This window comes from Curtobacterium sp. 1310 (assembly GCF_017834105.1).
GTDB lineage: Bacteria > Actinomycetota > Actinomycetes > Actinomycetales > Microbacteriaceae > Curtobacterium.
Genome location: NZ_JAFICY010000007.1, coordinates 74,023 through 92,797, shown reverse-complemented (window position 1 = coordinate 92,797; position 18,775 = coordinate 74,023). Strand labels below are relative to the sequence as shown.

19 protein-coding genes are annotated in these 18,775 nt (G+C 73.7%); 10 read left to right on the top strand and 9 right to left on the bottom strand.

The genetic code is table 11. The features are described 5' to 3' along the window. Positions 1-17: 17 nt before the first annotated feature. From fdhD to JOD95_RS15045, 5 genes are all read right to left on the bottom strand, one after another. Positions 18-884 (bottom strand): formate dehydrogenase accessory sulfurtransferase FdhD, encoded by an 867-nt coding sequence (fdhD, locus tag JOD95_RS15065; protein ID WP_209685856.1) that lies wholly within the window; start codon positions 882-884, stop codon positions 18-20. Between the two features lie 106 nt (positions 885-990). After that, positions 991-2,187, bottom strand: a complete 1,197-nt coding sequence (locus JOD95_RS15060) for a molybdopterin molybdotransferase MoeA (protein WP_209685855.1) — start codon at positions 2,185-2,187, stop codon at positions 991-993. Continuing rightward, positions 2,184-2,516, bottom strand: coding sequence for a DUF6457 domain-containing protein (locus JOD95_RS15055; RefSeq protein WP_209685854.1), 333 nt, complete (start codon positions 2,514-2,516; stop codon positions 2,184-2,186). Before JOD95_RS15055 ends, JOD95_RS15060 begins: the two co-directional genes overlap by 4 nt. A gap of 4 nt (positions 2,517-2,520) precedes the next feature. Continuing rightward, positions 2,521-3,129 carry a molybdenum cofactor guanylyltransferase gene (locus tag JOD95_RS15050; protein WP_209685852.1) on the bottom strand — a complete coding sequence of 203 codons (609 nt, stop codon included), beginning with the start codon at positions 3,127-3,129 and terminating at the stop codon, positions 2,521-2,523. Positions 3,130-3,157: 28 nt separating this feature from the next. Beyond that, positions 3,158-5,209 carry a glycosyltransferase family 39 protein gene (locus tag JOD95_RS15045; RefSeq protein WP_209685850.1) on the bottom strand — a complete coding sequence of 684 codons (2,052 nt, stop codon included), beginning with the start codon at positions 5,207-5,209 and terminating at the stop codon, positions 3,158-3,160. 203 nt (positions 5,210-5,412) lie between these two features. Between JOD95_RS15045 and JOD95_RS15040 the strand changes: the two genes are divergently transcribed. Beyond that, positions 5,413-6,669, top strand: a complete 1,257-nt coding sequence (locus tag JOD95_RS15040; protein WP_209685848.1) for an endo-1,4-beta-xylanase — start codon at positions 5,413-5,415, stop codon at positions 6,667-6,669. 117 nt (positions 6,670-6,786) lie between these two features. On the opposite strand, the gene JOD95_RS15035 is transcribed toward JOD95_RS15040, so the two are convergent. Continuing rightward, complete coding sequence (locus JOD95_RS15035; RefSeq protein WP_066656138.1) at positions 6,787-7,092, bottom strand: putative quinol monooxygenase; 306 nt, start codon at positions 7,090-7,092, stop codon at positions 6,787-6,789. 302 nt (positions 7,093-7,394) lie between these two features. On the opposite strand from JOD95_RS15035, the gene JOD95_RS15030 reads away from it, so the two are divergent. From JOD95_RS15030 to JOD95_RS15020, 3 genes are read left to right on the top strand one after another with little or no spacing between them, the layout of a single operon-like run. Further along, on the top strand, positions 7,395-8,762 hold the full coding sequence (locus tag JOD95_RS15030; protein ID WP_066656135.1) for an MFS transporter: 1,368 nt from the start codon (positions 7,395-7,397) through the stop codon (positions 8,760-8,762). Then, entirely contained in the window at positions 8,759-9,601 is an 843-nt protein-coding gene (locus tag JOD95_RS15025; RefSeq protein ID WP_307810464.1) for a sugar phosphate isomerase/epimerase, read from the top strand. The genes JOD95_RS15030 and JOD95_RS15025 overlap by 4 nt, the downstream gene beginning before the upstream one ends. Continuing rightward, positions 9,598-10,755, top strand: a complete 1,158-nt coding sequence (locus JOD95_RS15020; RefSeq protein WP_209685846.1) for a Gfo/Idh/MocA family protein — start codon at positions 9,598-9,600, stop codon at positions 10,753-10,755. Before JOD95_RS15025 ends, JOD95_RS15020 begins: the two co-directional genes overlap by 4 nt. 56 nt (positions 10,756-10,811) lie before the next feature. On the opposite strand, the gene JOD95_RS15015 is transcribed toward JOD95_RS15020, so the two are convergent. Continuing rightward, positions 10,812-12,065: a glycosyltransferase gene (locus tag JOD95_RS15015; protein ID WP_209685844.1), complete on the bottom strand. Its 1,254-nt coding sequence runs from the start codon at positions 12,063-12,065 to the stop codon at positions 10,812-10,814. Positions 12,066-12,116: 51 nt separating this feature from the next. Between JOD95_RS15015 and JOD95_RS15010 the strand changes: the two genes are divergently transcribed. Genes JOD95_RS15010 through JOD95_RS15000 form a run of 3 tightly spaced genes read left to right on the top strand, consistent with a single transcriptional unit; the run spans position 12,117 to position 14,879 of the window. Beyond that, positions 12,117-13,121: an NAD(P)-dependent oxidoreductase gene (locus JOD95_RS15010; protein ID WP_209685841.1), complete on the top strand. Its 1,005-nt coding sequence runs from the start codon at positions 12,117-12,119 to the stop codon at positions 13,119-13,121. Next, entirely contained in the window at positions 13,114-13,941 is an 828-nt protein-coding gene (locus tag JOD95_RS15005; RefSeq protein WP_209685839.1) for an MBL fold metallo-hydrolase, read from the top strand. Before JOD95_RS15010 ends, JOD95_RS15005 begins: the two co-directional genes overlap by 8 nt. After that, on the top strand, positions 13,938-14,879 hold the full coding sequence (locus JOD95_RS15000; RefSeq protein ID WP_066656122.1) for a 3-oxoacyl-[acyl-carrier-protein] synthase III C-terminal domain-containing protein: 942 nt from the start codon (positions 13,938-13,940) through the stop codon (positions 14,877-14,879). The genes JOD95_RS15005 and JOD95_RS15000 overlap by 4 nt, the downstream gene beginning before the upstream one ends. 208 nt (positions 14,880-15,087) lie before the next feature. Here JOD95_RS15000 and JOD95_RS14995 read toward each other — a convergent pair whose 3' ends face one another. Continuing rightward, positions 15,088-15,546 (bottom strand): DUF4383 domain-containing protein, encoded by a 459-nt coding sequence (locus JOD95_RS14995; protein ID WP_209685837.1) that lies wholly within the window; start codon positions 15,544-15,546, stop codon positions 15,088-15,090. 214 nt (positions 15,547-15,760) lie between these two features. On the opposite strand from JOD95_RS14995, the gene JOD95_RS14990 reads away from it, so the two are divergent. Both JOD95_RS14990 and JOD95_RS14985 read left to right on the top strand, forming a co-directional pair. After that, positions 15,761-16,681: an ABC transporter ATP-binding protein gene (locus JOD95_RS14990; protein ID WP_209685835.1), complete on the top strand. Its 921-nt coding sequence runs from the start codon at positions 15,761-15,763 to the stop codon at positions 16,679-16,681. After that, positions 16,678-17,535 carry an ABC transporter permease subunit gene (locus tag JOD95_RS14985; RefSeq protein ID WP_066656118.1) on the top strand — a complete coding sequence of 286 codons (858 nt, stop codon included), beginning with the start codon at positions 16,678-16,680 and terminating at the stop codon, positions 17,533-17,535. The genes JOD95_RS14990 and JOD95_RS14985 overlap by 4 nt, the downstream gene beginning before the upstream one ends. A gap of 100 nt (positions 17,536-17,635) precedes the next feature. Here JOD95_RS14985 and JOD95_RS14980 read toward each other — a convergent pair whose 3' ends face one another. Next, positions 17,636-17,977 (bottom strand): hypothetical protein, encoded by a 342-nt coding sequence (locus tag JOD95_RS14980; protein ID WP_066656115.1) that lies wholly within the window; start codon positions 17,975-17,977, stop codon positions 17,636-17,638. 172 nt (positions 17,978-18,149) lie between these two features. On the opposite strand from JOD95_RS14980, the gene JOD95_RS14975 reads away from it, so the two are divergent. After that, positions 18,150-18,773, top strand: coding sequence for an LppP/LprE family lipoprotein (locus JOD95_RS14975; protein ID WP_209685833.1), 624 nt, complete (start codon positions 18,150-18,152; stop codon positions 18,771-18,773). Positions 18,774-18,775: the final 2 nt, after the last annotated feature.

The following is an 18,775-nucleotide window of genomic DNA, read 5'->3' as shown; positions in this document are numbered from 1 at the left end:
CTTCGGGGGCTGTTCGGTCACGGTGCGCTCACGGTCTCTCGAGGGGCTGGTGCTGGTTCGGTGATGCGTTCGGAGCGGCTGTAGACGACCATGCTCTGGCCGCGCAGGAAGCCGACGATCGTGATGCCGACCTCCTTCGCCAGGTCGACCGCGAGCGACGACGGCGCGGACACGGCGGCGAGCACCGGGATCCCGGCCATCGAGGCCTTCTGCGTCAGCTCGAAGCTCGCCCGGCCGGAGACCATGAGGACCGTGCCCCGCAGGGGCAGCCGTCCTTCCTTCACGGCCCACCCGACGACCTTGTCGACGGCGTTGTGCCGACCGACGTCCTCGCGGAGCACGAGCATCCGCCCGCTGGCGCCGTCGAACAGCGCTGCGGCGTGCAGGCCGCCGGTCTTCTCGAACACGTCCTGGGCCTCGCGCAGCCGGTCGGGGAACGTCGCGAGGAGCGCCGGGTCGAGCACGAGGTCGTCGTGCAGGACGCTGTGCTGCGAGGTCGTCCGCACGGCGTCGATGCTGGCCTTGCCGCACAGGCCGCACGAGCTCGTCGTGTAGAACGCGCGCTCCAGGCTCGGGTCCGGCGCGGGGACGCCGAGTGCGAGCGTCACGTCGAGCACGTTGTAGGTGTTGAGCCCCTCGTCAGTCGCGCCGGCGCAGTACCGGGCGGCGGCGAAGTCGTCACCCCGGGCGATCACGCCCTCGGACACCAGGAACCCCGCGGCGAGGTCGACGTCGTTGCCGGGCGTCCGCATGGTGATCGCGAGCGAGTTCCCGCCGACGCGGATCTCGAGCGGCTCCTCGACGGCCAGCAGGTCGTCGCGCACCGACCGGGACGTCGCGACGGTGATGCGGGTGACGCGCTTCCGCGCCGTGATCCGGCTCATGCTCCGGGTCTACCACCCGTGCCCGGTACCCGCCAGGGCGGTGCGGTTCCCGCACGCCGTCCTGTGGCGGTCCTAAGGCCTGCCGTCGGACCGTCCGGTGCGCCCGTCAGCACCACGGCAGCCGGACGGGAGGCACGTCCTCGCCCGCCACGCCGCCCCCGGCCGGGACGACCAGCAGTCCGTCCGCGTCGGCCAGGCCCCGCAGCATCGCCGAGGTCTGGTGCGACGCCGGGACGGCGCCCTCGGGCGTCGCGCGGTACGCGAGCACCAGCGCGCCCGGTCGGTCGTTGGGCACGTCGACCGCGAGCCGCACCCGTCCCACCGGCTCGAGCGGCCGTCCGAGCAGTCCGGCGACGAGCGGTCCACCGAGCAGCACGAGGCCGACCATCGCGGCCATCGGGTTGCCGGGCAGGCACAGGAACACCGTCGGGCCCCGGCGGGCCAGCAGCATCGGTCGTCCCGGACGCACGTCGACCCGGTCGACGAGCAGCTCGGCCCCGATCCGGGCGAGCGCACCGCGGACGTGGTCGGTCGACGAACCGGCCGTGCCGCCCGTGCTCACGACGAGGCGCTCGCGCGCGGCGTCGAGCACGCGGGCGGTGGTGTCGGGGTCGTCCGGCACGCGGTCCGAAGAGACGGGGTCGGCACCGAAGGTCCCGAGCACCGCGGGCAGGGTGTGCGAGAAGACGTCGCGGACCTGTCCGGGTCGTGGGACCCCGGCACCGACGACCTCGTCGCCGAGCACCGCGACCCGGGCGGTCGGGACCGGCGCGACGCGCACGTCGTCGACCCCCGAGGCGGCTGCCAGCGCTGCACGCGGAGGCGTGAGCACCGTGCCGCCGGTGAACAGCACCTGGTCCCGGGTGACCTCCTCGCCCGCCGGCCGGACGTGTCGTCGGGTGGACGGCGTGTGGCGGACCAACCGGCCGTCGGCGTCGACGGTGGCGTCCTCGGACCGCACCACGGCCTCCGTGCCGGGCGGGACGGGTGCCCCGGTCGTGATCGGTCGGGCGTGCCCGGTCGTCAGCGGCGCGTCGGAGGGGACCGCTCCGGCGACGATCGGCGCGCCGAGCACCCACGGCCCCGGTCCCGCGACGGCCCACCCGTCCATGGCTGCGCCGTCGTGCCCGGGGACGTCGCCGCGGGCGGCGAGGTCGCCGGCGAGCGTCCGGCCGAGCGCCGACGCCAGGTCGAGCCGGACGGATCCGGCTCCCGGGTCGGCGGCGGTGTCGGCGGCGAGGCGGACGCCCTGCCGGTGTGCCTCGTGCCGGGCGTCTGACCAGGACGGCAGGACCAGCGTCACCGGGCGTCGGACCCGGTGGTGCCGTCGGTCCGGCTCGTGTGCTCGGGTCCGTCCGGGCCGTCGGTCGTGTCCGGGGTGTCCCCGTGCGCGAGCGCGAGCCGTGTCGCGGTCGCTGCGGCGTCGGCCAGGTCCGCCTCCGACCCGCCGCGGAGCCCCGCGGCGTACCCGACCAGGAAGGTGGTCAGCGGGGCAGCCGGACGGGCCACGCCGTGGGCGGCGTCACGGGCGAGGTCGAGCACGACGTCGCGGTCGAGCGCAGAGCCCTCGGGGAGGCCGAGCGCCTCGGCGAGCTCGGCGGTCCAGGCGGCGAGGACGTCGTCAGTGGTCATGCGGTCAGTCAAGCAGCCGGGCGTCCGCCGTGGCCCGCGTGGCGTCCTCCGGTTCGTCCACGTCCGCACAGAGTGCGGCGGGCAGCGGGACCTCGACGAGCCGGAGGCCGCCGGTCAGCCGTCGCACCGCCGCGCCGGTCGGGTCGCCGAGCGCCCGGACCGCGGCGCGCAGCGCGTCCGAGCGGTACAGCGCGAGCAGGTGCTGGCGACGCCCGTCCTCGTCGACCGCGACGACGCCGTCCGTGTCGTCGGGTGCCGTGCCGGCGGCGTCGAGCAGCAGCGCGGCCGCCGGCTCCGGGCGCACGAGGTCGCACGCGAGCACGAGCGTCCACGGCGCGGGGTCGGCCACGGCGGCGAGTCCGGCGGCGATCGCGGCGACCGGCCCGCCGAGGGGCGGGTCCTCGCGCGTGTGCACGACCCCGGCGGGTGCACCCCGTCCCGCCCGCAGCCCGACGAGCACGGTCCGACGAGCGCCGGCGGCCGCGGCGACGGCGTGGTCGGACAGTGCGACGCCGTCGGCGACGAGGGCGGTCTTGTCGATCCCACCCATGCGCGTCGCTCGGCCGCCGGCCAGCAGGACGGCGTCGTGGTGCGGTGCGGTCGGGGAGGTCATGCCTGCACCGTAGCCGGACGGCCCGGGGTCAGGAGCAGCGCTCGAGCGCGAAGGACTGGAGTGCGTCCCACTGCGACGGTCCCTGGCCCAACGCGGGGCCCCACCGGTGCAGGACGCGGCACCCGAGCGCGGTCGTGGCCTGGCGCACCGGGTCCGCGGCGCGTCCGTCCCGTGCGACGAGGAACAGCCGTTCCCGACCGGAGTGCACCATCGACTCGATCTGCGCCGCGGAGAACACGGCGACCTGACCGGAGAACCCGCCGTCGGTCAGGACCTCCTTCCCGGTGGCACCGATCACGTCCGACGCGACCCGCCACGAGTCGGTGAGGAACAGCGGGGCGCCGTCCCGCCCGCCACCTGCGCGCTCGGCGTCCCGCACCAGTTCGGCGTCCGCCGTGGGCAGGCCCTGCCCAGCGCCCCACGGGTCCGGTGCCGAGACGGTGAAGGGAGCGTCCTCGGTCGCCTGCCCGACGCGGCGGGGACCGCCTCGGCCCGGCGCCGACACCCGCTGCGACCGCGCAGCGTCCCACGTCGCAGCGTCCTGTCGCACCCCGACCGACGCGTCGCCCCGGTCACCGTCGCGAGCGGCGTCGAGCGCCTGCAGGGAGAAGCACGCGGGCCCGAGCACGACCGCGGCGACGAGCAGGGCCCCCGCGGTCCGGCGCCCCGCCCCGCCCGGCGCTCGTCCGGTCGCCGCCGACCCGGACCGACGGCTCCGGACGGCGAGCACGACGAGGGCGGCGGCGGTCGTGCCGACGGCGACGGTCGCGAGCAGTGCCGGCTCTGCCGAGGTGCGTGCGAGCCAGGTCCACCAGGCGCCCTGCAGGACGAGCAGCCCGGCGGGGACGAGCCGCAGTCGGCGGTCCGGCGCGTCCGCGAGCCGGGCGGCTCCCCACCAGCCGAGGGCGGCGAGGGCGGCGAGCTGCACGCCGATGCCCGCGACGTAGGCGGTGTGCGGCAGGTGCATGACGGACAGGACCACCACCGCGGTCGCCAGCCAGACGACCAGCGTGCACAGCGTGGCGGAGGGGACCCGGGCCTCCCGGACGGTGCGTCGCGGCCACCAGCGGAACGCGCCGAGCACGATCCCGGCGAGCGCAGCGGGCCACGACCACCCGACCTGCGAGGCGTAGCGGGGTGAGAACAGCTGCAGGAGCGGGTGTCCGGCCGCGTGGCTGACCGCGAGCGACCACCGGTCCGCGGCCGCGTCACCCGCGGTCCGCAGCGCACTGACGGCGCCCGGCCAGGCGCCCGGCAGGAACCGGTCGACCCCGTTGTAGCCGAAGACCATCGCGAAGACGCTGTCGTCGGTGGAGCCGTCGACGAACGGGTGGTCGGCCGTCGGGAGCAGGGCGACGACGACCGACCAGCCGAGGCTCGCGACCAGCGTCGCCGACACCAGGGCGGCGAGGTGACCGGCGGCCCGACGCCAGCGCGGACCCGGACCGGCGGTCGCGACGAGGGTGCCGACCACCAGCGCCGGCAGGACCAGCCACGCCTGCAGCATCTTCGCCTGGAACCCGATGCCGACGAACAGTCCCGCGAGCAGCAGCGGCCACCAGGTGCGGGTCAGGGCGGCGCGTTGCCACCACACGAGGGCGACGGCGAGCGCAGCGGTGAGCAGGCCGTCCTCCATCGGGTGGCCGAACATCGACACGAAGATCGGGGTCGCGGCGGTCAGGGCGGCCGCGACCAGACCGGCGCGGGCCCCGAGCCAGCGGAGCACGACCACCGACACCGCCAGCGTGGTGACGGCGCCCTCGACGACCTGCGGCAGGCCCATCGCGGCCGCGGACATGCCGAAGAGGTGCACGCTGATAGCCTGGGGGACCGCGAAGCCGGCGAGCTTGTCGAGCGTGACGGTCGCATCCGGGTCGAAGGAGCCCGAGAGGAAGGCCGGCAGGGACTCGGACATGGACCGGACGGCGCTCGCGTAGAAGGACAGGTCGCCGCCGCGGCCGAGGTTCCAGCTCGTGAGCACCGCGCCGAGCACCACCACCAGGGTGAGGGTGGTCTGCTCCCACCGGCTCTGGTGCCACCACCGGGCCGGGCGTTCCGCGGCCGCGTCGATCGTCGTCATGCGGTGACTGTCCCGCCGCAGTCGATGGAGCAGCCGTGCTGAGCCGCCCGGGGGCAACGGATCCGTTCAGCCAGGCCCCCAGGGAACCGCGGTCTCCGGACGACGGTGGGGTCGGGGCTGTCGCGTCCGCCGAGCACCAGCTATGTTCGGCAGCACAACAAAACCGGACGACGGTGGCGACGCGGCCGCCGGAGGAGCAGCCCATGGTCGAGCACGGAGTCCAGCACGAGTCGGTCGCGCACCGCACCGGCGAGACGGCCCTGACGGTCGTCGACCACCACGGCGCACCGCTGCCGGACGTCGAGGTCGCCGTCGAGCAGACCCGGCACGCCTTCGGGTTCGGCAACATCGGGTTCGACTTCGTGGAGCTGGCGAACGACGAGGTCGACGGTGCCGGACGGGAGCGCCTCGAACGCCTCGCCGACCTGTACGCCGACGTCTTCACGACCGCGACGCTGCCGTTCTACTGGGGGCGCTTCGAGCCGGAGCGCGGGCGCCCGGACACCGCTCGACTCCGGCGCACCGCGGAGTGGTTCCGCGACCGGGGGATCGCGCTCAAGGGGCACCCGCTCGTCTGGCACACCGTGCAGCCGGACTGGCTCCTCGGGCTGCCCCTCGACGAGGTCGAGCAGCTGCAGCGGGAGCGCATCCGCCGTGACGTCGGCGACCTCGCCGGGCTGGTCGACACCTGGGACGCGATCAACGAGGTCGTCATCATGCCCGTGTTCGACAACGGCGACAACGCCATCACCCCGCTCGCCCGGGCGAAGGGCCGCATCCCGACGATCCGGATGGCGTTCGAGGAGGCCCGCGCCGCGAACCCGCACGCGACCCTGCTGCTCAACGACTTCGACCTGTCGAGCGCGTACGAGTGCCTGATCGAGGGCGTGCTCGAGGCCGGCGTGCAGATCGACGCCATCGGGCTGCAGACCCACATGCACCAGGGGTACTGGGGTGAGGAGACGATGCTCGCGATGGTCGACCGCTTCGCCCGGTACGGCCTGCCGCTGCACCTGACCGAGACCTCGCTCGTGTCGGGTGACCTCATGCCCGCGGACATCGTGGACCTGAACGACCACGTGGTGGACTCGTGGCCCTCGACGCCCGAGGGCGAGGCCCGACAGGCGGACGAGGTCGAGCGGCACTACCGGAGCCTGGTCGGGCATCCCGCGGTCGAGGCGGTCACGTCCTGGGGCATCACCGACGCGGGCGCCTGGCTCGGCGCGCCGATCGGGCTGGTCCGCGAGGACGGGACGCCGAAGCCGTCGTACGAGGCACTCCGTCGCCTGGTGAAGGACGAGTGGTGGACCGGGCCGACGGTGCTCCGCACGGACGAGCGCGGACAGGTGCGGGTGCGCGGGTTCCGGGGGGAGTACCGGGCCGAGGTGCGGGGCGCGTCGGCGGCGGTCACCGTCGGGCGCGAGCCGGCCGAGCAGCGGGTGGTCGCGTCCGCGACGTGACCAGCGGCGGACGGGAGGCGCGGTGCGGGTCCGTCCCGTGCCTCCCGTCCGGTGTCGCCCCCCGGTCCCGCGCCGCGCGGTGCGGTGCCGTCGGGACCGCGGCGCGGCCCTGCGTGCTCAGCCCAGGTCGAGCGTCCGGCCGAACGTCCGCGTGACGGGCGGCGCGGCGACGATCGCCGCGAGGGCCCTCGGGGCACCCTCGTCGGTCGCGCGCCAGGCGACGTAGGCGTCGTGGTCGGCGGGCGTCGTCCACCGCTCGAGCACGACGAGGTGCAGCGGGTCGGAGTCGTCGACCAGGACCTCGAGCGACTCGTTGCCGGCGAAGGTCGCCGTCTGGGCGAGGGTCTCGCGGATCGCGGAGTCGATCGTGTCCTGCGCGACGTCGTCTCGCAGCTGGACCTCGAGGAGGACCGTCTGGGTCATGTGCGTGCCTTTCGTCTGGTGCTCGTTCTCGGCACCCGTCCGTCGGGTGCCGAGTGCGCCAACGTCCGGGTGACCCGTGGTGTTCCGCGGACCGACGGAGAAGTGCAGAACGCAACGTCGGCGACTGCTCGCAGCGGTGGGGCGCTGCGGGGAACCGCCGGGGTTGCGTCTTGCGGGCTCGACGCCGACACATGTCGAGAAGAAAGCTTCCGGAGGAAGGTTTTCGGTGTTACTGTCCTGATCACCTAGCAGCACTAGGTATTCGAGAGGGCACGCCGCCCCCGATGGCTCGAGGAGGAGTCATGTCGACACCGACGTCGAAGGAAGAACCGCAGTCCGGTCTCGCCGGTACCGCGAACCCGCCGGTCACCGCGGCCGCGGGAGCCACGAGCACCGACCCCGCAGCCGCATCGCGCGCGTTCTCGGTCGAGGGCCTCACGCAGAACGTCAGCACCGTCCGGGTCGGCCCGAAGTACCTCTGGGCACTCAGCCTCGCCCAGTTCGGCCTCTTCGCCGCCCTGCTCACCCCGGTGTTCGTTGGCATGGCGATCAAGGCGACGGTGCTGAACCCGGACAGCCCCGAGACGATCGTCGGGTCGGTCCTGCCGTTCGGTGCCCTCGGCGCCCTGCTCGCCAACCCGCTGGCGGGGGCACTCTCCGACCGCACCCGCACGCGCTGGGGTCGCCGTCGGCCCTGGATGGTCGGTGGCGTCGTCGTCTTCGTCGTCGCGCTGGCCTGGCTCGCGTTCGCGCCGGACGTCCTGCAGCTCACCATCGCGTGGGTGCTCGCCCAGGTCGCCGCGAACGCCGTCCTCGCCACCCTGACCGCGAGCTTCGCGGACAACGTGCCCGAGTTCCAGCGCGGCAAGGCGTCGAGCGTCATCGCCCTCGCGCAGAACATCGCGATCCTCGCCGGCCTCTACCTCGCCGTGTACCTGGTCGGGAACCTGCCGGTCCTCTTCATCGCGCCGGGCATCCTGGCGATCGTCGTGATCCTCGTCTACGCGGTCGTGGCCCGCGACGAGCTCCCGGCCACGACCAAGCCCTTCAGCTGGGTCACCCTGATCGCGTCGTTCTGGACGAACCCGATCAAGCACCCCGACTTCGGGCTCGCCTGGTGGGGCCGCTTCCTCATCACCTTCGGCACGTTCATGTTCACGACGTACCGCGTGCTGTACATGCAGGAGCAGATCGGGATCGAGGACCTGGCCGAGGCCACCGCCACCGTCGCGTTCGGTGTGCTCCTGTACACGGTCGCCCTGCTCGTCAGCGCCGCGGTCTCGGGCTGGGTGTCCGACCGCGTCCGACGCCGCAAGGTCTTCGTCTGGGGTTCCACCGCCCTCACCGCGGTCGGCCTGGTGATCCTCGCGCACGTCGACAGCGTCGGCGGGTTCTACTTCGCGGAGATCGTGCTCGGGTTCGCCTTCGGCATCTACGCAGCGATCGACACCGCGCTCGTCGTCGACGTGCTGCCCGACCCCGAGCGTCCGGGCAAGGACCTCGGTGTCATCAACATCGCCAACGCCCTGCCGCAGTCGCTCGCCCCGGCGGTCGGCCTGTTCCTGCTGGGCCTCGGCGGCGGCCAGAACTACACGCTCATGCTCTGGGGTGCCGGCGTCGCCGTGCTCCTCGGTGCGCTCGTCATCCTCCCGATCAAGAAGGTCCGGTGACCACCGTGGCACCCCGCATCTCCCTCCAGCTCTACACGGTCGACAAGGCGCTGGCGCCCGACCTCGACGGCGGCGTCGCCCGCCTGTCCGGCATCGGGTTCGACACCGTCGAGGCGTTCGCCTTCGTCGGCCGCGCAGCCGAGCTCCGGACGGCGTTCGACGCGCACGGCATCAGCGCCCGCACCGGCCACGCCTTCCTGGTCGAGGAGTCGATCCCGCTGCCGGACGGCACGGTGATGAGCGCCCCGTCGCACGCCGAGACGTTCGCCGAGGCGTCGGCGCTCGGCATCGAGATCGTCATCGACCCGTTCGTCGGTCCCGGCCACTGGACGACCCGCGAGGGCGTCGAGCGGGTCGCCGCCCGGCTGAACGCCGCCGCCGAGGAAGCCGCCGTCCACGGCCTGCGCGTCGGCTACCACAACCACGACCACGAGCTCCGGCCGCGCATCGACGGGAAGCCCGCGCTCCAGGTGCTCGCCGAACTGCTCGACCCGCGCGTCGTGCTCGAGCTCGACCTGTACTGGGCGTCCGCCGCGGGCATCGACCTCGTGCCCTTCGTCGAGGAGCTCGGCGACCGCATCGTCGCCGTGCACGTCAAGGACGGCCCGATGCGCGAGGGGATCTCCACCGCGCAGGTGCCGACCGACCAGACCCCGGCCGGCCAGGGCGACGTCCGGCTGGCCGAGGCGCTCGCCGCAGCACCGGCGCTCGAGTACGCCGTCATCGAGTTCGACGGCTTCGACGGGGAGATCTTCGACGGGGTCGAGCAGTCGTACCGCTGGCTGCAGGCCGCGCTCGCCGGGTCGGACGAGACCGCCACCACGGGGGTGTCCGCATGACCCGCACCGGCCGCGTCGGCGTCGGCTTCATCGGCGCCGGGATGATCAGCGAGCAGTACCTGACGAACCTCACGACCTTCCCGGACGTCGAGGTGGTCCGGATCGGCGACATCGACACCGAGCGCGCCGCGGCGTCGGCGGCGAAGTGGGGCATCCCCGCGTCGGGCACCGGCGACGAGGTCCTCACCGACCCCGACGTCGAGATCGTCGTGAACCTCACCCTGCCCGCCACGCACGTCGAGGTCTCCACGGCGGCACTCCGCGCCGGCAAGCACGTCTGGAGCGAGAAGCCGATCGGCGTCGACCGCGAGAGCGCCGCCGGACTCGTGGCGCTCGCCGACGAGCTCGGCCTGCGTCTCGGCATCGCACCGGACACCGTCCTCGGCACCGGGTGGCAGACCGCGAAGCGCGCGATCGAGGCCGGCGCGATCGGCACCCCCCTCACCGCCGTCACGAGCTTCCAGTGGCAGGGACCGGACGTGTTCCACCCGAACGCGTCCTTCCTCTACGCGAAGGGTGCCGGCCCGCTGTTCGACATGGGCCCGTACTACTTCACGGCGCTCGTGCACCTGCTCGGCCCGGTCGCGTCCGTCGTGGCGACGGGGTCCCGGTCGCGCGAGACCCGGCAGCTGGTGGTCGGTCCGAACGCCGGGCAGGAGTTCCCGGTCGAGGTCCCGACGCACCTCTCGGTGCTCACGTCCTTCGAGCAGGGCGGGAACGCGCAGTCGCTGCTGTCGTTCGACACCCCGCTGTTCCGGCACGGCGTCTTCGAGGTGAACGGCACCGAGGGCACGATCGTGCTCCCGGACCCGAACACCTTCGGTGGCGGACACCCGATCCGCATCGCACGACCGCTCGGCACGGACGTGTCGTTCCCGATCGAGCAGGCGTGGGAGACCCTCTCCGACGAGGAACCGACGGTCGGCCGCGGCCTCGGCGTGCTCGACATGGCACGGGCGATCCGCGGGGGCGGTGCGCACATCGCGACCGGCGAGGTCGGTTACCACGTGCTCGACACCATGGTCGCGGTCGAGGAGTCCGTCGCGCGCCGCGCGTTCGTCGAGGTCGCGTCGACGGTGGCGCCGATCGCGTCGCTGCCCGAGGACTTCGACCCGCTCGCCGCGACCCTCGAGGGTGCGTCCGCCACGGTCTGAGCGAACACACGACGGTCTGGAGGCTCGGCGCCGGTCGGCACCGAGCCTCCAGACCGTCACGTGGTGCGGGACGGCCGCAGGACGCTCGCGTAGACCGCCACCAGCTCGTCGACGCGCTGCTCGACGCGGCCGCGGGCCGCGACCAGCGCGGCGCTCGCCCGCACGAGCTGCTCCGGCTCGTCGTGGAGCCGTCGGACGACCGACGCGATCCCCGCGGCGTCCGGTGTGGGCGTCGTGAAGCCACCGCCCTCGGGGACGACCTCGGCGAGGTCCGGGTCGCAGTGCACGACGGGCAGGCCGGTGGCGACGGACTCGAGCATCACCATCGGCTGGTTGTCGAAGTCGGAGGAGCTCGACACGAGCACGTGTGCACGGCGCATGGCGGCGAGGACCTCGTCGTGCGGGGTCGACCCGTGCAGCCGGACCGGGGTGCCGGCCGCGGCCCGGGCGACCGCAGCACGCGCGACGCCGTCGCCGAGCACGTCGACCACGGTGCCGGGTGGGAAGGAGCGGGCAGCCTCGACCAGGACCTCCGGACGCTTCTCGGGCGACAGGCGCCCCACCCAGAGCACCCGGAGCGGCTCGTCTGCGGTCCTGGTCCGGACGGTCGCCGGTCCGATCGCGTCGAGGACCGCGGGCTCGATGCCGTTCGAGACGACCGACACCGGGGTCCGGACGCCCCGGTCGACGAGCTTGTCGGCGAAGTGCCGCGACGGGACCACGACGTGGTCGCTCGCCCGGGACTGCGCGAGCATGACCCGCCACATCCGCCGCGCCGTCCGGGTCCGGGTGTACGGGGTGTCGGCCGCGACACGGACGCCCCGGCGGGGGACCTGCGTCGCGTGCAGGAAGGCGAGCAGCGCGGTCGTGACGGCGGGCACGGGCAGGACGTTCCGCGTGTAGACGTCGATGCGGCCGTGCATCGTGTGCACCACCGGGATGCCGAGGTCCTGCGCGGCCCGGATCCCGCCGAGCGCCGCGAACATCTCGGAGTGGGTGTGCACGACGTCGACCCGGCGTGCGGCGAACTCGCGGCGGAGCAGGGCGCGGAGGCGACGCGGGGACCACGCGAAGGGGTAGCCGTCGGGGCGGAACACGGGGGAGACGGGCAGACCGACGACGGCCGGCACGGTGGCGGTGCCGGGTGCCTGCGCCGTGCCCGCCGAGTGCGCGGGGCCCGCCGGGTCGTCGGGACAGAAGACCGTGACGTCGTGTCCCGCTGCCGTGAGGGCCTCGGCCAGGGAGCGCACCGCCGTCTGGACGCCCCCGAGCGTCGGCAGGTAGTAGTCGGTGACCAGCGCGATCCGCACGCCCCGAGCCTAGGGGCCGTCGGCTCCTGCCGGGCTCGTAGGATCTGGGGCATGGGGGGAGCAGGCACCGGGGAGCGCGCGCTGGTCACGGGGGCGAGCGGGTTCGTCGGCGGTCACGTCGTGCGGACCCTGCGCGAGCACGGCTACCGCGTCACGGCGTCCGGTCGGCGGGCATCGGCGCTGCCCGCCGGGGACGTCCACGTCGGCGACCTCGACGACCTCGCCCGCGCGGACGTCCCCGCCGACGTCGTCGTGCACTGCGCGGCGCTCAGCTCGCCGTGGGGCCCGTGGTCGGCCTTCGAGCACGCCAACGTCACCGGGACCGCCCGGGTGCTCGAGTACGCACGTCGCGTCGGGGCGCGGCGGCTCGTGCACGTGTCGTCGCCCGGCATCTACGCCGCACCGCGCGACCGGCTCGACATCCGTGAGGACCAGGTCGACCCGAGCCGCCCGATGAACCACTACATCCGCTCGAAGCTGCACGCCGAGGCGCTCCTCCGCGCCGCGACCGGCGACCCCGACGGACCCGAGATCGTCGTCCTGCGGCCGCGCGGCATCATCGGTGCGGGCGACACCGGACTCGTCCCGAGGCTGCTCCGTGTGCACGAACGGGTCGGCGTGCCCCTCCTGCGCGGCGGACGCGGACTCGTCGACCTGACCGCCGTCGAGAACGTCGCGCACGCCGTCCGGCTCGCGGCCGAGGTGCCCGGGGCCGCCGGGCTGGCGTTCAACATCACGAACGGGGACCCGCGTCCGTTCGTCGAGCTCCTCGACCAGCTGCTCACCGGACTCGGGGTCCGGCCGCGGCACCTGCACCTGCCGGCCGGGCCGGTGTCCGCGCTGGCCACCGTGCTCGAGGCCGTGTGCACGGTGCTGCCCGGGCAGCCCGAGCCGCCCATCACCCGGTACACGGTGACGACGATCACGCACTCGCAGACCCTCGACCTGACCCGGGCCCGGCAGGTGCTCGGCTACCAGCCGGTCGTCGGGCTCGACGAGGCACTCGCGAGCTACGCGACCGCCGGCCGGCGCTTCGGTGGGCAGCCGCGTGGCTGAGCGCCCGGTCGGTACCCTGCGCGCTGCCGCCTGCGGGTGGACGACCCACGACGTGCACGGTCTGCTCCGCGGTGCACCCCGTGGCCGTCGGGTCTTCCCCGCGAACGTCTTCCACTGGTCCGGTCCGGACCGCTCCGTGCTGTTCGACACCGGGTACGCACCCCTGCCGTGGCGCACGGGTGCCGCCGGGTGGCTGTACCGACGCCTGCTCCCGCCCGTCGTCCCCCCGGGCAGCACACTCGCCGACGCGATCGACACGGACGACGTCACGCACGTCGTCCTGTCGCACCTGCACCCCGACCACGTCGGCGGGCTGGCTTCCGTGCCGCACGCGCGGGTGCTGGTCTCCGAGGGCGTGGCCCGGAGCACCGCCCGCCCGCGGGTGCTCGCCGGGCAGCTGCGGGGGCTGCTGCCCGCGGGGCTCGTCGACCGGCTGCAGGTCGTCCCGGACAGCGCCTTCGGCCCCGCCCCGACCGGGCCGCTCGCCGCGGTCGGTCTGTCGACGGCCGACCCGTTCGGCGACGGTCGCACGCGGCTCGTCCGGCTGCCCGGGCACGCCGACGGGCACCTCGGCCTCCTGGTCGAGGACCGTGTGCTGCTCGCGGGCGACGCTGCCTGGAGCCGCGACCTGCTCGGACGCGAGCGCGACCTGCGCCTCCTGCCGCGTGCGGTCGCCCACGACGCCCGATCGCAGCGCGACACCGCCGAGCGCCTGCTCGCCCTCGAGCGCGCAGGTGTCAGACTGCTGTTCAGCCACGACGAGCACCGGACCGGGGTGGACCTGCTCGTCGACGACGACGAGGACCGAGGGGGACCATGAAGCACTGCGCCATCGCCGGGTGGGGGACGGCACTGCCGGACCGGACGGTCACCTACGGCAGCGGTGCCCGCACCGTCACCCGGTACCGCATCGCCGACGACGTGTCGCACCTCGACATGCTCGCCACGGCAGCGTCCCGAGCCATCGAGCACGCCGGCATCGACGCCGCCGACCTCGACCTCGTGATCGCCGCCTGCGCCGCCGGCGTGCAGCCGATCCCCTGCACGGCGGCACTCGTGACGGAGCGGGTCGCGCCCGACGCCCGAGCGGCCGCGTTCGACGTGAACTCGACGTGCACGAGCTTCATCACGGCACTCGACATCGCCTCCCGCTACCTGGAGGACGGCGACCACGACCGGGTGCTCATCGTCTCCGGGGACGTCGGGTCACGTTTCCTCGACCCGGCGCAACGGGAGTCCGCCGAGCTGTTCTCCGACGCTGCGGCCGCGGTGGTGCTGACGCGCGGCGACGGGACGCAGGGGGTGCTGTCGGCGCTGCAGCAGACCTGGCCGGAGCACGCCCACGACACCGAGCTCCGGGGCGGCCTGTCCCGGTACCCGGCGCAGCAGTACGCCGACGGCGACCCCGCTGACTACCTGTTCGACATGCACGGCCGGCGCGCCCTGACCGGGATGCTCCGGGTCCTGCCCGGGTTCTTCGCGCGGTTCTGGGAGCGCAGCGGTCTCGGGCTGGACGACGTCGACCTGGTCGTACCGCACCAGGCCAGCGGCGCGATCGGGCTCGCGATGCGCCGGCTCGGGATCCCGACGGACAAGTACGTCGACGAGGTCGCGGCGTTCGGGAACTCGGTCTCGTCGTCGGTGCCGTTCATGCTCGCGCGGTGCCTCGACGACGGTCGGCTCCGGCGCGGGGACACCGTGCTGCTCTGCGGGACGGCTGCCGGCCTGACCGCGAACGCCCTCGCGCTGCGCCTCTGACGCGCCCGCGGTCGGCGCTGCGCCTCTGACGCGCGCGCGGTCGGCGCTGCGGCTCTGGCGCGCGCGGTCGGCGCTGCGCCGGGTTCGCCGGGGACACGACGACGCCCCCGCCGCTGCTGCGACGGAGGCGTCCGATGACCCCTGATCCCCGGGGAGGCCACCGCTGGTCCGGTGGACCGCCCAGCACCGGGCGGTCCACCGGGGTCGGTCAGCGGGTGGTGCGTCCGGCGCGGGGCAGGAGCACGCCGAGGACGATCATCGCGACGGCGAGGAAGGCGTGCAGGACGTTGTCGGCGCTGTTCAGCGGGACGAAGTTCGCAGCCCCGGCCATGCCGGCGACGAAGAGGCCGAAGACGAACAGCACGGCGTAGACGATGCCGCCGATGAGCAGGTACGAGCGCGACCCTGCGGCGGAGCGGGCGGCGAGGATGCCGACGATGCCGAACAGCAGGTGGACGATGTTGTGCAGGGCCGACACCTGGAACAGGCCGAGGAGCATGGCCATCGAGCTGTTGCCGGCGAAGGACAGCGTGCCCATGTCCATCGTGAGTCCGGGGATGAACCCGGCGATGCCGACGATGAGGAAGACGACGCCGAAGAGCAGTGCGCCCTTCTGGACGAGGGTCGACGCGAAACCGGTACGGGGTGATGCTGCGTTGCTGGTCATGGTGCGGTCCTTCCGAATGCGTTCCACGACGGCGTCTCCGGGTCACCGCGCAGGGGCAGCGTCGTCGTCGTACAGGGGTTTCGGAGCAGGTGCGCAGCCGGATTGGTGCGCCGTCCGGGTGTCCTTCCAGCGCGGCGTCCTCCTGCGGGATGACCCCGGGTCTCCGCCCCAGGGGGGACGCGCTCGACGGTGTCCCGGAAATAGCGTGGACCACGTGATCGAGATCGAGCATCTGTCCAAGCGCTACGGCGCCAAGACCGCCGTCGACGACATCTCCTTCGTCGTCCGTCCCGGCAGCGTCACCGGCTTCCTCGGGCCGAACGGCGCCGGGAAGTCCACGACCATGCGGATGATCATGGGCCTCGACACGCCCACGTCCGGACGCGTCCGGGTGAACGGCCAGGACTACCGGTCCTTCCGCGACCCGCTCCGCCAGGTCGGCGCGCTGCTCGAGGCGAAGGCCGTCCACTCCGGGCGCAGCGCGTACAACCACCTGCTCTCGCTCGCGGCGACGCACGGCATCCCGAAGTCCCGCGTGCACCACGTGATCGAGCTCACCGGCCTCGAGTCGGTCGCGAAGAAGCGCGTCGGCGGGTTCTCCCTCGGCATGGGGCAGCGGCTCGGCATCGCGGCGGCACTGCTCGGCGACCCGAGGACCCTGATCCTGGACGAGCCGGTCAACGGCCTCGACCCGGACGGCGTCGTGTGGGTGCGCCAGCTCGCCCGGCACCTGGCGTCCGAGGGACGCACGGTCTTCCTCTCCAGTCACCTCATGAGCGAGATGGCGCAGACGGCCGACCGCGTGGTCGTGCTCGGCCGCGGCAAGGTCCTGGCCGACGCCCCGATCGCGGAGTTCGTCGCGGGCAGCGGACAGGGCGGCGGCGCACGGACCCTCGTCCGGACCCCGCACCCCGACCAGCTCTTCGATGCCGTGGGATCAGCGGCGTCGTCGATCACCCCGCGCGAGGACGGCGCCTTCGTGGTCGTCGGTCCCGACGCACAGCAGATCGGCACCATCGCCGCCCGGGCCGGCGCGGTGCTCCACGAACTCACCCCCATGGGTGCGAGCCTCGAGGAGGCGTACATGGCCCTCACGAAGGACGAGGTCGAGTACCAGGCGGAGGTCGCACGATGAGCGCCGCGACGGCCACCGCGATGCCCGACCGCGTCGGACTCGGGTTCGGTCGACTCGTCCGCAGCGAGTGGATCAAGTTCCGCAGCATCCGGTCGACGTGGTGGTGCTACGCCATCATCGTCGCGCTGACCATCGGGCTCGGTGCGCTGCTCGGGCTCTACGCGCCGATCGTCGGTCTGCCCGAGGGCGCCGAGGTGACCCAGGCGGTCGCGAACGCCCAGATCGTCAACCTCAGCATCTCGTCGGTCGGCTTCACCGTGCTGGTCGCCGCGGTCCTGGGTGTCCTCATCATCACGGGTGAGTACGGCACCGGGCAGGTGCGCTCGACCTTCACGGCCGACCCCGGGCGCACCGGCGCGATCCTCGCCAAGGCCGTCGTCCTCGCCGTGGCCACCTTCGTGGTCAGTGCAGCGGCGACGTGGATCGGGGTCGTGCTCGTCGCGCTGTTCCAGGCGGACAAGGGCGTGCACGCCGACCTGGCCGACCCCGCCGTCTTCATGCCGATCCTCGGTTCGTCGGTCTACGTCACGGGGATCGCACTGCTCGCCTTCGGCATCGGCCTCCTGGTCCGGTCGAGCGCCGGTGGCATCGCGATCGCGCTCGGCGTGCTGCTCGTCCTGCCGATCGTGCTGCAGCTCTTCGCGGGGCTGGTGGACCAGCAGTGGCTCCTCGACGTGTCCCGCTTCCTGCCCGACCAGGCCGGCAGCCAGCTCTACACCTACGAGCGGTCCGCGGGCCAGCCCGCACCCGAGGGCGTCGTGCTGAACGGTTGGGCCGGCGGCGGGGTCCTGGCAGCGTGGGTCGTCGCGATCGGTGTCCTCGCCCTGGCCGCGGTCAAGAAGCGCGACGTCTGACGACGAGCCGCGCGGCCCGCGAGGCGGGGCGTGACGGAACGGAGGCTCGGTGCCGACCGGCACCGAGCCTCCCGTCCGTCCGCAGCCGGGTACGGGCGGTTCAGGCCGCCCGTGAGAACAGCCCGCGCAGGGCGCGCGTCAGTCGCCACGAGCGCCGCGGCTGCTGGACGACCTCGACCGCGCGGGTCGGCATCCGGAAGGCGAGGTCGTGGAGCATGTTCCGCTTCGAGCCGTCCCAGTTCGCGAACAGGTAGGAACCGCCGATGAACGACATGCTCCGGACCGGCGTCCGCTTCCACGAATCGGCCGCGACGTAGTAGCCGGCGTGCCCGGCGCGGATGTGGTCGATGACGGTGTCGACGTCGAAGACACCGGTCGTGGTGACGACGGTGGTGATGCCCGTCCGGTCGCGGGCGACGTACTCGATGAGGTGTTCGGTCACGGCGTGCTCTGATCTGTGTCTGACTCGACCGGCCCGTGAGGTCGGTGCTCGGGAGGTGTTCGGAACCGCCCTTGCTTCCGCCTGGATGGTACGCCGACAGGCGGTGGGGTCTCCAGGCGTCGGTGCGGTCGGGGGATGAACATCCGGGCAGCGCGGCGGGCAGGGTGGTCCCATGCGCACCACACGTCACTCCCGTCCCGCCGGCCTGCTCCTGATCGTCGCCGGGGCGTCCCTCGCCCTCGCGGGGTGCACCGGCGGGGGCGGCGGTGGCCCGACCGCGACCGTCACGCGGACGGTCACGCCCTCGAACTCGGCGTCGTCCTCGTCGTCGACGACGGGCAGCGGGACCCCGGGCCCGTCGTCGACGCCGACCGTGACACCCTCCTGCGGACCGTCCGACGGGGCCGCCGCCGCCGCTGGTCCGATCGCCGACCTCCCGCTGCCCGCCGGCCTCGAGTCGGCGCGGTGGGACGCGTCGAACGCCGACACCTCGGTCTACGACGGCTGCGCCGCGCTGTCCGCGGTGACCGTCAGCGTCGTCGACGGCACCGCGAGCTCGCCGGTCGCGATCCTGCTCTTCCACGACGGGACGTACCTGGGGACGGCGACGAAGGAGCAGTACCCGTTCGTCCCGCAGGTGACGCGGGAGTCCGCGGGGACGATCCGCGTCGAGTACCGCTACCCGCAGGGTGCGGACAGCAACGCCGACCCCTCCGGCCGAGCGACCGCGACGTACACGTGGGACGACGCTGCCGGTCGCGTTGAGATGTCCGGAGACGTCCCGCCCGCCCGGTGACG